The sequence below is a fragment of the Desulfobacterium sp. N47 genome (genome assembly GCF_051233685.1).
Taxonomy (GTDB): Bacteria; Desulfobacterota; Desulfobacteria; order Desulfobacterales; family RPRI01; genus RPRI01.
The window spans coordinates 1-13234 of the sequence record NZ_JBAMMY010000053.1 but is presented as its reverse complement, the minus strand read 5'-3'; the positions used below and the strand labels follow the sequence as shown (position 1 = coordinate 13234).

16 protein-coding genes and 1 pseudogene are annotated in these 13234 nt (G+C 40.3%); 15 read left to right on the top strand and 2 right to left on the bottom strand.

What is annotated here, in order from left to right; all coding sequences use genetic code 11:
* Positions 1-5 precede the first annotated feature (5 nt).
* The 11 genes from VXK47_RS03155 (at position 6) to VXK47_RS03105 (ending at position 10997) form a co-directional block, all read left to right on the top strand.
* A complete protein-coding gene (locus VXK47_RS03155; protein ID WP_435547319.1) occupies positions 6-1667 on the top strand; it encodes a sensor histidine kinase in 1662 nt (553 codons plus the stop codon).
* A 19-nt stretch (positions 1668-1686) separates the two neighbouring features.
* Positions 1687-2118, top strand: a complete 432-nt coding sequence (locus VXK47_RS03150) for a response regulator (RefSeq protein ID WP_435547318.1) — start codon at positions 1687-1689, stop codon at positions 2116-2118.
* Between the two features lie 83 nt (positions 2119-2201).
* On the top strand, positions 2202-2498 hold the full coding sequence (locus VXK47_RS03145) for a DVU0150 family protein (protein ID WP_435547317.1): 297 nt from the start codon (positions 2202-2204) through the stop codon (positions 2496-2498).
* A 68-nt stretch (positions 2499-2566) separates the two neighbouring features.
* The gene (locus VXK47_RS03140) at positions 2567-3622 is read left to right on the top strand and encodes a sulfite exporter TauE/SafE family protein (RefSeq protein ID WP_435547316.1); all 1056 of its coding nucleotides are present in this window, start codon (positions 2567-2569) and stop codon (positions 3620-3622) included.
* 1 nt (position 3623) lies between these two features.
* The gene (locus tag VXK47_RS03135; protein WP_435547315.1) at positions 3624-4250 is read left to right on the top strand and encodes a DUF4881 domain-containing protein; all 627 of its coding nucleotides are present in this window, start codon (positions 3624-3626) and stop codon (positions 4248-4250) included.
* Positions 4251-4328: 78 nt separating this feature from the next.
* A complete protein-coding gene (locus VXK47_RS03130; RefSeq protein WP_435547314.1) occupies positions 4329-5123 on the top strand; it encodes a hypothetical protein in 795 nt (264 codons plus the stop codon).
* 15 nt (positions 5124-5138) lie between these two features.
* Positions 5139-5552, top strand: coding sequence for a response regulator (locus VXK47_RS03125; protein WP_435547313.1), 414 nt, complete (start codon positions 5139-5141; stop codon positions 5550-5552).
* Positions 5552-8125: a PEP/pyruvate-binding domain-containing protein gene (locus tag VXK47_RS03120; RefSeq protein WP_435547312.1), complete on the top strand. Its 2574-nt coding sequence runs from the start codon at positions 5552-5554 to the stop codon at positions 8123-8125. Before VXK47_RS03125 ends, VXK47_RS03120 begins: the two co-directional genes overlap by 1 nt.
* Positions 8126-8189: 64 nt before the next feature.
* Entirely contained in the window at positions 8190-9944 is a 1755-nt protein-coding gene (locus tag VXK47_RS03115) for a sensor histidine kinase (protein ID WP_435547311.1), read from the top strand.
* A complete protein-coding gene (locus VXK47_RS03110; RefSeq protein WP_435547310.1) occupies positions 9941-10366 on the top strand; it encodes a response regulator in 426 nt (141 codons plus the stop codon). The genes VXK47_RS03115 and VXK47_RS03110 overlap by 4 nt, the downstream gene beginning before the upstream one ends.
* A gap of 130 nt (positions 10367-10496) precedes the next feature.
* Positions 10497-10997, top strand: coding sequence for a transposase (locus VXK47_RS03105; protein ID WP_435547309.1), 501 nt, complete (start codon positions 10497-10499; stop codon positions 10995-10997).
* Here VXK47_RS03105 and VXK47_RS03100 read toward each other — a convergent pair whose 3' ends face one another.
* Positions 10998-11384: a hypothetical protein gene (locus VXK47_RS03100; RefSeq protein WP_435547308.1), complete on the bottom strand. Its 387-nt coding sequence runs from the start codon at positions 11382-11384 to the stop codon at positions 10998-11000.
* A 118-nt stretch (positions 11385-11502) separates the two neighbouring features.
* On the opposite strand from VXK47_RS03100, the gene VXK47_RS03095 reads away from it, so the two are divergent.
* Genes VXK47_RS03095 through VXK47_RS03085 form a run of 3 tightly spaced genes read left to right on the top strand, consistent with a single transcriptional unit; the run spans position 11503 to position 12741 of the window.
* Positions 11503-11877, top strand: a complete 375-nt coding sequence (locus VXK47_RS03095) for a type II toxin-antitoxin system RelE/ParE family toxin (RefSeq protein WP_435547307.1) — start codon at positions 11503-11505, stop codon at positions 11875-11877.
* A complete protein-coding gene (locus VXK47_RS03090; RefSeq protein WP_435547306.1) occupies positions 11874-12560 on the top strand; it encodes a helix-turn-helix domain-containing protein in 687 nt (228 codons plus the stop codon). The genes VXK47_RS03095 and VXK47_RS03090 overlap by 4 nt, the downstream gene beginning before the upstream one ends.
* Positions 12561-12579: 19 nt before the next feature.
* Positions 12580-12741 carry a hypothetical protein gene (locus tag VXK47_RS03085; RefSeq protein WP_435547305.1) on the top strand — a complete coding sequence of 54 codons (162 nt, stop codon included), beginning with the start codon at positions 12580-12582 and terminating at the stop codon, positions 12739-12741.
* A gap of 53 nt (positions 12742-12794) precedes the next feature.
* On the opposite strand, the gene VXK47_RS03080 is transcribed toward VXK47_RS03085, so the two are convergent.
* The gene (locus VXK47_RS03080) at positions 12795-13022 is read right to left on the bottom strand and encodes a hypothetical protein (RefSeq protein WP_435547304.1); all 228 of its coding nucleotides are present in this window, start codon (positions 13020-13022) and stop codon (positions 12795-12797) included.
* Between the two features lie 71 nt (positions 13023-13093).
* Between VXK47_RS03080 and VXK47_RS03075 the strand changes: the two are divergent.
* Positions 13094-13234 (top strand): annotated as a pseudogene (locus tag VXK47_RS03075) (IS1380 family transposase); the annotation flags it as partial.

The following is a 13234-nucleotide window of genomic DNA, read 5'->3' as shown; positions in this document are numbered from 1 at the left end:
TCTATATGAAAAGGCGACTATATGCGAACCTGCAAAGAAAAATTATTTTCGTAACGCTGTTAGTCTCCTTTATACCGCTTATATTTTTAAGCGTTACGATTTACTACCAATTCGCTCAAATGTTTAAGGGCAAAATTGAAGAACAGATTTCCTACCGGGCCAGAGTTCAGAGCAATTCAATAGAATTATTTTTGAAAGAACGCACAGCCATTCTGCTTGCTATGGCCGACGCATGTACTTTCGATTATCTGTCAGACAAGAATAATCTGGAAAAGATATTCCGGATAATGAACAACAGAGTCGGCGGTTTCATTGATCTTGGTTTAATCGACAACTCCGGTCGCCATGTTGCTTATATTGGCCCATATAATCTTCTTAATGTTAACTATTATTCGGAACCATGGTTTCATGAAGTTGTAAGCAAGGGTGTTTATGTAAGTGATGTCTTTATGGGATACAGACGCGTACCACATTTCATTATCGCTCTCCAGCGCCAGGAAACCAATAAAAGCTGGATACTCAGAGCGACTATAGATTCCGATGTTTTTGAGACTCTTGTCAGAACCGCACAAGTTGGAAAAACAGGAGATGCTTTTATCGTTAATAAAGCAGGCTACTATCAAACCCGCATGCGTTTTGGCAACGAAATTCTGTCCAAATCAAACCTGAATCCTACTATTTTTGGAGAGGGAACAACGGTTCAGGAAAAGATGAATGCGGAAGGCAGAAAATTACTTTATGCCGGACGCTGGTTAAAAAACAACAACTGGCTTCTTGTAATAAGCCAGGATGCAACAGAAGAAATGACCCGGCTTTTTAAAACAAAACAGATGGAGATTATTATCGTAACGGCAGGTTGTCTGCTGATAATCTTTACTACAATCTTTACTACACATATGACCATAAGGCGGCTTGAAAACTACGATCGCAAGATGAATGAGTTGAATGCACAACTTGTCCATTCAGACAAACTGGCTGCCCTCGGCAAGATGGCGGCAGGGGTTGCCCATGAAATAAATAACCCTCTTGCCGTAATAGCCGAAAAAACAGGTTGGATGGAAGATCTTCTCACAGAAGAGGAATTTCAGAATAGCCAAAATCTTGCAGAGTATAAAAAGTCACTTCATAAAATAGAAGAACATGTGGAAAGGGCAAGAAAAGTAATTCATGGAATGCTTGGATTTGCAAGAAGGATGGAGCCTCACCTTGAAGATGTGGACATAAATAAAGTGATCAATGAAACAATAAGTTTTCTTGAAAGTTATGCCCGAACAAATAATATTTCTATAATATATGACTCAAACCCTGATCTTCCTATTATTGCAAGTGATCACTCGCAGATCCAGCAGGTATTTCTGAATCTATTAACCAACGCTGTCGATGCGATAGGTAAAGACGGTACAATAAATATAAACAGCCGGAGAAATGATTCGGAAATATCAGTCAGTGTCAAAGACAATGGGCAGGGAATCCCAAAAGAACATCAGGCAAAAATTTTTGAACCTTTTTTCACAACAAAAAAATCAGGAAAAGGTACAGGGCTTGGTTTATCCGTCAGTTATAATATTGTCCGGAATATGGGCGGAACCATCACTCTTGAAAGTGAGGAAGGAAAAGGAACGATATTTACCGTAAAATTACCGGTTGTTGTTCCGGAAAAAAAATAGGAGCAGATAAGGAGGTTTAATGGATACCTTCAGTGTTTTAATTGCAGATGATGAAACCGATTTCTTGGAAACCATAGTCAATCGTCTGCAAAAAAGAAAAATAGAAGCAACAGGTGTTTCCAGCGGAGAGGCTGCTTTAAAGCTTATCAAGGAGAAGCCCTTCGATATCGTTCTGCTGGATGTCAAAATGCCGGGTGGCATGGATGGCATCGAAGTATTAAGAGAGGTAAAAAAATTACAGCCTTTAACGGAAGTAATTCTTCTTACAGGTCATGCCTCTGTTGAAACCGGCATTGAAGGTTTAAAGCTTGGAGCCTTTGATTATCTGTTAAAACCTGTAAAGTTTGCAGAACTTCTCGAAAAGCTTGCAGCAGCTTTTGAGAATAAAGCTTCGCAGGAACAAAAGATTCGCGGTGCAAAAATAAAGGAGATAGGCCGGCCGCACAATTAATATTTTATAAGGATCATTTTAGAAAATGAACCATATGCCCGTAAGGCGATAATATAATAAAACAAAAAAAGGAGGGTAACAAAATGCGTAAATTGTGGTTTAAACTGACAGGTATGATTACAATGTCGTTTCTGTTTTTTACTCAAGCAGCTTTGGCGGGAGGTGAAAAAGCATCACTTCTCGTTATAGTTGCCGACACCCGCAAGTTAAGCGGCTGGGAGGCATGGTTCGCCAATCTTTATAATGAAAGCCATGTGTATTTTACGATTTTAACAGTTGTATCCATTCCGATTATCGGAGTGATTTTTGGTCTTCTGGCAGACTTTTTTATGTCCAAGATAGGAATAGACTTAAAATCAAGGGAATTGTCGGAACACTAAGATTTTTAGAATAATTATTGAGGAGCATTTTGAAATTTAAATAAGAATTAACTTTGGGAGGTTAAATCATGGATTGGTTATATGTTCTGATGCCCATTTCGGGAGTTACAGTATTCTGGCCCGGCCTTGTTATCCTTGGGGTCGGGGTCGGAATAATTGGTGGTTTTTTTGGTATGGGTGGAGCCTGGATGGTTACGCCCGGGCTTAATATTCTTGGTTTTCCCATGGCCTTTGCCATAGGAACCGATATCGCCCACATGGCTGGAAAGTCCCTTATTTCCACTATGCGGCACGGCAGGTTTGGAAACGTTGATTACCGGCTTGGCATGATCATGCTTGTAGGCACTGTTGTAGGATTTGAGTGCGGCGCACAGATGATCATGTGGCTTGAACGATTAGGGAAAGTAGAGTTTATTGTGCGATGGATGTATGTTGTGCTTCTTATTCTTATCGCATGGATGGTTTTTGCAGACGTTGCGAAAAAGAGGAGTAAAGAAAAAGAAGCCAGGGATAAAGGTCTGGATGAGGACAAACTCGCCACCGGGCTTGAATGGCACAAGACTTTCCATAAACTTAAAATCCCCCCTATGATGCATTTTAAGGCAGCAGGATTTACCTGCTCTGTGTGGCTGCCCATTTTTATAAGTTTTCTTACCGGCTGGCTGGCAGGTATCCTTGGCATAGGCGGTGGTCTTATTCGTATGCCGGCTCTTATCTATTTTATAGGGTGCCCTACCCACATAGCTGTCGGAACAGACCTTTTTGAAGTTATGATATCAGGTCTTTACGGAGCCGGCACATATACTTTTAAAGGCAGAACGGAACTTGTCGCCGTTGTTATCATGCTCTGCGGCGCCGCTATAGGAGCTCAGATCGGAACAGTGGCGACCAAATATATCAAAGGTTACGGAATACGTATCGCTTTTGGCATTGCCGTTATTGGCTGCTGTATTTCCATAATAATGAAGCTTATTCCAAGATATGTGGCAGGAACCAAGGCTATGATGGATACTTGCTCAACAGTTCTTATTCTTGGACTTGTCGGCGCTTTGTCTTTGTATATTCTTGTTAAAATGATACAGGGCGCAAAGCAGGAAATTGCCATGAAGAAAGGAGGAGCTTAGCATGAGAAAGCATATTATGATAAAAAAATCCGGCCTGTTTACCGTATTGTCCGCTTTATCATTTGTTTTTATTTTTGCCTGCGGAAAACTGGGAAATGTGGACCAGGGCAGAGTTATCGAATTTGATAAAGAGAAAGGGACAGTTACGCTAATCAGAGACTTTAATGCAGACCCGAAGAATCCGGACTATACACATCTTCCGCCTTTTACATATGAGATGCCGAAGAACCCTAATGAAATCGGAGCTCTTCCCAAGGCAGGTAAACGGATGAAACTTGATACCGAGAAAAACCAGATAGTCATATTTGATACAGCCACACAAAACTTCAAAGCCATAGATTATAAAGTAATAGATCAGAAAAACAATATAGCAAAGAAAGACCCGCTGGTCTATGATGAAGCAGCTGAGGAATCCAAACCCTTTCCGGTAATAGACAAGGAGAATAAAACCATTACCATTTATTCGGGAAGACAAAAAATTCTTATTACTTTTTCACTACCGGAAGAATATTTTGCGCTGCCCGATGATACCTGGGATTCAGGTGATGAAGTCCGCATCTATTATAAAGTTGAAGGAAAAGCAAGAAGGTTTATGAATATCAGTAAAACCGATATTTTCAAGAAATAACAAAACTTATACCTTCGCAAAAAGTCGTTTCCAGGCTTTCTGTGAAGGTATAAATACCGGTCAAACCAAAATAAAAAAATGAATGATTTAGATAAAACCTTGCAACTAAGAAGTAAAATAGGGAAAATTGCTGCCGTTTTTTGTGTTTTATTAAGCCTTGCGATTATTGATACTGTAGTGGCCGGCTTCAGGCAATCTAAAACAGTTTTTGATGCTCTTCCCGGAACGTCTATTGACATAAACGGGCTTGCAGCAGAAACTGTTGGAAGTACAAATGATATAGTCTGCACAAGCACTTCGGATCTTATTCGCATCTCAATAGATTCAATTCAGAAGGGCTACTGGTTTGGAAGTAAAATGTGGCAGGGTCGCTTTATAATAAGTCCTGATATAAAAGAGGGAGATTACAGCCTTGTAGTCGGAATTAAAGATATTAAAATAAAAAAAGCACCCGACAAATTTCTTATCAGAATATATAAAGATTATGAGAGCTACAGGCAAAGTTATAAATCACTAATAAAACGTTATTTTGACATATCACCTTGGTATATCGGTGCTTTATTTTTTCTATTAAGCGTTTTAGCCTTCGGGTATATATTTTTACTGTCAGGAAAAATTGAAAATCTTATGGCCGATAAAGGAAAGGCTTTAATTTACAAAGTAAAAAAAGCGCAGGAATCCTGCGAAATCTACTTTGGCTTAGGTAATGATCATGGCGTTAAGACAAACTCTCGCATAAACGTATTCGACGATAAGGGCCAAGCGTCTGGAACTGCGGTAGTTCATAGTGCTACTGAAACGGATTCGATTGCTTATGCGGAATCCGGCTGCGTGGTTGAACCGGGATATATGGTTGCAGTTTCTAAAGTATGATCGGAAATAAACAATATGAAAATAATACGTCTTTTGCTGGTTGATGATGAAGAAGATTTCAGGGCAACTCTTGCCGCAAGGTTAAAAAGAAGAAACCTTGATATCAGCGATGTGGCAAGCGGAGAAGATGCTTTGGAGTTGCTGAAACAAAAATCTTTCGACATAGCTATCGTTGATATAAAAATGCCCGGAATGGACGGGATAGAAACCTTACGGCATATAAAAAAAATTGATCCGCTTATGGAAGTGATCCTTCTTACAGGACATGCTTCCATTGAAGCCGGCATTGAAGGCATAAAATCAGGTGCTTATGATTATGTTATAAAGCCATGTAATATCGATGCTCTTTTGGATAAAATTGAGGATGCTCATCGTCGCAGGTTTATTGAGGAAGGACATGCCAAAGAACCTGCTCAGGACAAAAAATAATGTTTGAAAAGCTTAAACTATTTAAAAAGAAAAAACAGGCCGACAGTACTTCCGCCAGGGATAACCTGTCCGATCTTTTTCGGTTTAAATATTCCTGCTTTAAAATGCTGCTTGATTCAAATGCCGAGTTTTTAAAAGTAATAAGTGATATTGAGGAGAAGCTGCAAGGACAGCAGGTCTTCGGCATGTCATACGTAAGATCAAGATCAGCCAAAGCCGTATTCCATGCTCTTCGCATGGTTAAAAACCTCGATGATCTCTCCGGTCATCGCTGCTCTTCACTTTTTGAAACATTTGAGAAAATAAATTCAAATATCAACGAAATTCTTAAAAAGAAAAAGGAAGATATTCCGTCAGAAAATATATTGCCTTATTCTTTGATAAACGCAGAAATGGCCGACTGGGTGGGAGGCAAGAATGCTAATCTTGGCGAAGTGCTTAATAAAGCCGGACTTCCCATACCGAATGGATTTGCTATCGCGATACGAGCCTTTAAATCTTTTATGCTGAAAACCGGCCTTTTCGATCAGGTAAGTAAAAAAAAGATGGAAATCGATCCGGATAATCCTGAAACCATCAAAACCATAAGTGAAGATATCCGCCAACTGATTATCTCAACAAAATTGTCTCCGGAGATTGAAGAGGCTATTATGCTTGCATATGGAAAACTTGTGGAATCCGCAACCGGTGATAAATCTTTGTTTATGGTATCCATGAGAAGCAGCGCAATAGGTGAAGACAGCGAGCTTTCCGCCGCAGGTCAATACCTGTCTAAATTGAATGTGCCTAAAGAGCAAATTATAAAGGCATATAAGGAAATCGCTGCAAGCCTTTATACACCTCAGGCAATCACTTACCGTCTCAACAAAGGAATAAGAGATGAAGACATCGGCATGAGTGTAGGTTGCCTGCAAATGGTGGAATCCGTTGCAAGCGGGATAATGTATTCGAGAAATCCTCTTAATTTGCTGGAAAAAAATGTTATTATCACTGCGGTGCTTGGACTTGGGCCATTTGCAGTAAGCGGTGTCGTTACTCCGGACAGTTACACTGTGGATAAAAACGGGCAGATAATCTCGGCGGAGATTTCTCAGAAAACGATTAAGTTAGTATCCAAACCCGGGGGAGGGTTGATGGAAATTCCCGTTGATAACAGTATCCGCCATAAGCCCTGTCTCTTGCCCGAACATGTCCGTATTCTTGCTGACTATGCACATAAACTTGAAGATCATTACGGATGTTCTCAGGATATTGAGTGGGCTCTTGATACCAACGGGCAAATCATTATTCTGCAAAGCCGGCCCCTGCGTGCGGAACAATTCGGAAAAACTATTCCGATAACTCCTGTTCTGACAGAATACCCTCTTCTGATAGAAAAAGGCATGACCGTATCAGGCGGTGTCGGTATTGGTCCGGCTTTTCTTGTAGCTTCCGATAATGACCTTATGAATTTTCCTGACGGATCGGTTCTTATAGCAAGGCATTCTTCTCCAAAGCTTGTTATGGCTATGAAAAAAGCCAGAGCCATCGTAACCGATATCGGTAATATAGCGGGACATATGGCCTCGCTTGCAAGGGAGTTTGCAGTACCTACTATAGTAAATGCAAATGTGGCAACTACTACCATACCAACCGGCATGGAAATCACTGTGGATGCGTACTCAGGCAGAGTATATCAGGGAAGAGTTACGGAATTGGAATCTTTCCAGAATCCAAACCAATTTCCCATGAAAAATACTCCTGTATATAACATTTTAAGAGAAGTAAGTGATTGGATAGTTCCCTTAAACCTTATGGATGCAAGATCACCCAATTTCACTCCCGATTTCTGCAAATCACTTCATGATATCAGCCGGCTTGTGCATGAGTTCTCCTATTCGGAGATGTTTAAACTAAGCGACTTTGTAAGCGATAGAAAGGGGATGGCTTTTAAACTTAAAGGATCTATTCCATTAGACCTTTATGTTATAGACCTCGGAGGAGGGCTGACAGAAAATAATCCTGACCATAAAGATATATCTCCCGATAACATAGCTTCTGTTCCATTTAAAGCCCTTCTTGAGGGGATAATGCATAAAGATTTTCAACAGACCCAATTGCGCCCGGTTGAATTCAAAGGCTTATTATCCGTAATGAGAGAGCAGATGCTTTCTCCTCCTTCCGTGGTCGAAAGATTCGGCGATCGCAGTTATGCTTTAATTTCGGATAAATATCTGAATTTCAGTTCCCGTGTGGGCTACCACTACAGTATTCTTGATTGCTACTGCAGCCAGACAGTCAACATGAATTATATAACCTTCTCCTTCAAGGGCGGTGCTGCTGACGATATCAGGAGAAACAGGCGGGTAAGAGCTATAGCGTTAATACTTCAATCTTCAGATTTTACTGTTGAGGTCACAGGAGACAAGGTTGATGCAAGATACCAAAAGCATGAGAGCGCTCTTATTGAACAAAAGCTGGATATGGTTGGAAGGCTGCTGCAGTTTACACGTCAGATGGATATGCTGATGGCGAATGAAGCCAGCGTTGACACAGTGGCCAAAAATTTTTTGTCCGGAAATTATTCGTTTTGACATAACCATAAATAAAACTCTTTTTCGTAAAACCTAAACAGATACAATTTGAAAGTATAATCATATGAGTGGGAAAAAAGAAAAAAAAGATCAATATTCCAGGTTATACTGGAAATTTGTTTTAATCACCCTCGCCTGCTCTATAATTCCCCTTTTTCTGGTCGGATGGGGTATCTATAGTTACTATTCAGGATTTTCCAGGATTCGAATGGAAAATTATTTCAAGGATCAGATAGGATATCACCAAAAAATTATTGATATGTTTTTAAGAGAAAGAACTTATGATCTGAAATTGGTTTTGTTTACGAACTCTTGTGAATACCTTAAACAACATGAAAATATTGTCAGAATATTTAACACCATGAATATTGAAGGATCTTTTTTCACTGATCTCGGACTCATCGACGGTGACGGCAGACATCTGGCCTACGCCGGACCCTATGATCTGATAAAAAAAAATTATTCTAATACAGTATGGTTTAAAGAAGTTATGAAAAAAGGTGTTTATATCAGCGATATGTTTACTGGGTTTCGCAATGTTCCTCATTTTATAATAGCGGTTCGCAGGTCTAATAATAATAGGAATTATATTTTAAGAGCCACCATTGATACGGAATATTTTCGTTCACTGGTTGAAAATGTCAAGATGGGCAAAACAGGAGAAGTATATCTTTCCAATCAGGAAGGAATTCTGCAAACCACTCCGCGTTATAGCGGCAAAATTATGGAAAAAGCTCCCCTGCCGGCTGAATTTTTTCATGAGGAAAGCGGAATAGGAATTTTAGAATCCGGCGGTAAATATCCCGGCAGAAATTTTCCACGTCAGTTGGTAGCCTATACATGGCTTGAAAATCCTCGCTGGAAGCTCGTATTAAAACAAAATTATTCCGAAGCATTCAAAGATGTTGACCATGCAAATCGTGCTGCTTTGATTTTTCTGCATCTGAGCCTGATTGCTATAACGATAATTTCTCTTATCAGCGCCAGATATATGATCTATGCAATAAAAAAATGGGACGAAAAGGCTGACCGTCTGAATCGACAACTGATCGAGGCCAGCAAACTGGCTTCTCTTGGTGAGCTTTCAGCAGGAGTGGCGCATGAAATTAATAATCCTCTTGCCATTATACTTACCGAAAACCAGATTATAAAAGACTCGCTTGATGAATTATCAGATGAATTATCCGATCTTGATGAAAAATTTAAAACGGAATTATCCGATTCTTTATCTGTTATCGAATCCCAGATACTGCGCTGTACTAAAATAACAAAAAATCTCTTAAAGTTTTCAAGACACATCAATTCCAGTATGGAACAGATAAATCTAAATACTTTTCTGGAAGAAATTATTCAGCTGATTGAAGGAAGAGCAAAAGTTATCAATATTGAGTTTATCAGAAATCTGGAAAAAAATATTCCTTCCGTGGTATCAGACCCTTCGCAAATTCAGCAGGTTTTTTTAAACATGATTAATAATGCCGTGGATGCTCACGAGGGAATGCCTTATGGAAAAATTACTGTAGGCACTTGTTTTGATAAAATTCGCAATGGAGTTGAAATTTCCATAAGTGATACAGGCTCAGGCATTGCTTCTGGATATATAGGAAAAATATTCGACCCTTTTTTCACAACAAAACCGGTTGGAAAAGGGACCGGATTGGGGCTTTCCATTTCTTACAGCATTATAAAAAATTTAGGCGGAGATATTTCAGTGCAAAGTGAGTTAGGAAAAGGTACTGAATTTAAAATATTTCTTCCTTACGAAATAACCGAAGGGCTCAAAGATAATTTGAATTCAACAAAGGATGGCCGAAAATGAATAAACCCAAGATTCTCATAGTAGATGATGAGAAAGCCTTTGCAAATAATATTGTAAAACTTCTGACTAAAAGAGGTTATGAAGCAGCAGCTGTATATGATGGAGCAAGCGCTGTTCGCATTGTAGATGAAAAAGTATTCGACGTTATAATACTTGACATAAAAATGCCGGGTATGGACGGAATTGCCACACTAAAAGAAATTAAAAAAAAGGGCATCAAATCGGAGGTAGTAATTCTTACAGGCCATGGTTCGATTGAAACAGGAACAGAAGGAATACGGCTTGGCGCTTTTGACTTTGTAATGAAACCTATAACTATTGATGATCTTTTGGGCAAGATATATCAAGCATATAGAAGAAAAATAATTGAAGAGGGTAGAACCGGTTATATACCGCCGCCTAAAAATCGCCATGACTTCTGAGTCGCTCTTTTGCTTATAATGATTGGCAAATAACATTCAGCAAGAAATAGGCAGTTGACTATTTCATCAATTATTTTCACATCAAGGTTTCCTTCAACTGTTATATCAGCCATGCTATCAATATCTTCAGATGGAATGCGATATAACTCATAGAGCTGAACCCAACTTCTGTCCCAACGAACAATGCAAGGATTACGGCCTGCGAGGGCATGGCAACATCGGCATTCGCGCCAAGTACGGCAAGTACAAAAACCGCGATTTGCTGTACTGTCGTACCTGCGGCAAGCGTTTTGCAGCCTCCCGGACCAGTGCGCTGTTCGGGTTGCATTTGCCGGCCGAAACGATCCGACAAATCATCCACCATGCGGCCGAGGGTGTCAGTGTGCGAGCCACGGCGCGTTTGCTGGGGCTCGACAAAGACACTGTCAACCGGGTAATCTTGCGTGCCGGCGAGCATTGCGCACGCGTGCTTTCCGGCCTGCTGACGTCACTACAATTGGCCGAGACCCAACTCGACGAGCTGTGGACCTTTGTAAAAAAAAGAAATGTTCTGGTGAACCCGAAGAAATCGAGAAGCAGTACGGACAAACCTGGATATGGACGGCCATCGACGCCTCCACGCGCCTGCTGATCACATTCCGGATTGGCGGGCGCGAATCGGACGATTAACACCGCCTATATTGAGCGTTCCAATTTGGATTGGCGACTGTGGGATGCCCATCTTGCACGCAAAGCACCGACGGTCGCCCGCTCTATGCACTGGCTCAAGGCCAAATTTGCCATCTGTGTGGCTTGTTATAATCTGATCCGGCCCCATGAAACGCTCAGTCGCGGCCAAGATCGGGTTTTCCGTGCCAAGACTCCAGCTATGGAAGCAGGTGTAGTTAATCATCAGTGGACTTTTACCGGGTTGCTGGCCTACCCAGCATATTATAAATGATATGGTAACATTACCGATTATTCTGATTTCCTCAATTTCCTGTATTTTTTTCATTGCAATGCTTAACGGATGTCCCATTTTAGTCCCCCTCTACCCAACGTCCCCCCAGCGTTCCAATTTCCCCCCATAATATTTTTGATAAAATAATGCTTGATATTATCGTAATATTGCGATATTTACTATCCAAAAGAGGAAAATGATGCCCAGAACGAAGGTTATATTCTTTGCTGAAACTGATGGAACCGCCCCTCTGCTGAACTGGATGGACGGTCTGCCATCAAAAGTTCAGGATAAATGTATTGTCAAGATAGAGCGTTTAGTAGAAATGGGATATGAACTACACCGTCCAGAAGCAGATTTGCTGAGGAATGGAATATATGAGTTGCGTATTGCATTTAGAAGCGTTCAATATAGAATTCTATATTTTTTTCATGAGAACATGGCCGTAATATCTCATGGATTAAAAAAAGAAAGCGAGGTGCCCGGTAAACATATTGAAATAGCATTAAAAAGGATGGAAATGTTCAAACATAATCCTCAACTGCATACTTATGAGGAGAAAAAATTATGAAGACGATAACAAAGACAAAGAATGAAAAAGACGCTGTCAAGATTTTATACAATCGCTATATCAAAAATGACCCAAAGCGCCATGCTGCTTTAGAGAAAGAACGTGTCAATGCACAAGTAGCCAGAACAATTTATGAATTAAGGAAGGATGCAGGATTATCCCAAGGAGAGCTTGCTGAGCTAGTTGAAACAACTCAGTCAGTCATAAGCCGCTTGGAAGATGCTGATTACGACGGTCATTCCTTGTCTATGCTTCAGCGTATTGCCAAAGCATTGAGTTGCCGGCTCAATGTGACCTTCAAGAAAGATGACCCAAAAGTAACCACGCTGCGCTATGCATTCGGGGAACTAATAAAAAAGCTTCGTTTAGAAGGTGGTTGGAGTATTGATCAATTTGTCAAGAAAGCCGGAATAGATAAGGAAGAAGCTTTATCAATAGAGAGAGATCTATCATATAAACCATCACCTCTGACGTTATATAAGATTGCTGAATTTTATAAAATTCCTCAGCAAAAAATAGCTGTTTTAGCTGGCGCAATTAAGCCGAATCAAAATAATATTGTGGAATATGCTTCAAGATTTGCAGCTCAATCAGAATCATTTTCCAGGCTAGAACCGGATGAAAAACTTATTCTCGATGAATTCGTGAAATTTTTAAGAGAGGAGATTAGTCCTTCTGAATGAATGATCAAAGCAGAAAGGAATGGGCAGACCGGCAAAGGACTTCGCTAAAGCAAAAGCAAGGGTCTTTTTGTCATCACGAGATGAGCCAACATTAAGACTTGGAGAAGCAGCGAAGAAAGGGGATTGGCCCTTCAATGCCACAGAATTTGATAGAGTAAAGGAATTCTTAAAATCTCTTTGAACCGCAACAGTGAGTGCATTACCCGCTGCTATTAGACTGTATGGTTTTATTTTTCATGTTTTATCCAGACCTTCAATAATCCGAACTTCCGCCACGGTTTTCATGTTTTTCATTGCAATGCTTAACGGATGTGCGGGGTCGGAAAGCTCCCTGTAAACGTTTTCAGTAATTTCCAGTTTCTTTTCTTCTGTCCAGTCGTTATTAAGCTCCGGCAAATTTGTCAGATGCTTAAGTACTTCTGCATCAGCGGCTTCGATTTTATCTATAATGCAGTAAAACATCTCATAGTCAGTGGTGTAAGATTGATATATAGTCGCAAGTTAAAAACTTAACAACGTCCCATTTTATTATTCGGTTATTTGTGCTAAAAACGTTGGACAAGTCGTGGCATAGTCATCAAGTTCAAACTTTAAGATGGAAGCTATATGAAACGGCCGGCAAGATAGTTTTTCATGGAGGAGTTATATGGTTAAAAGTCAGGCGTCATTATCAA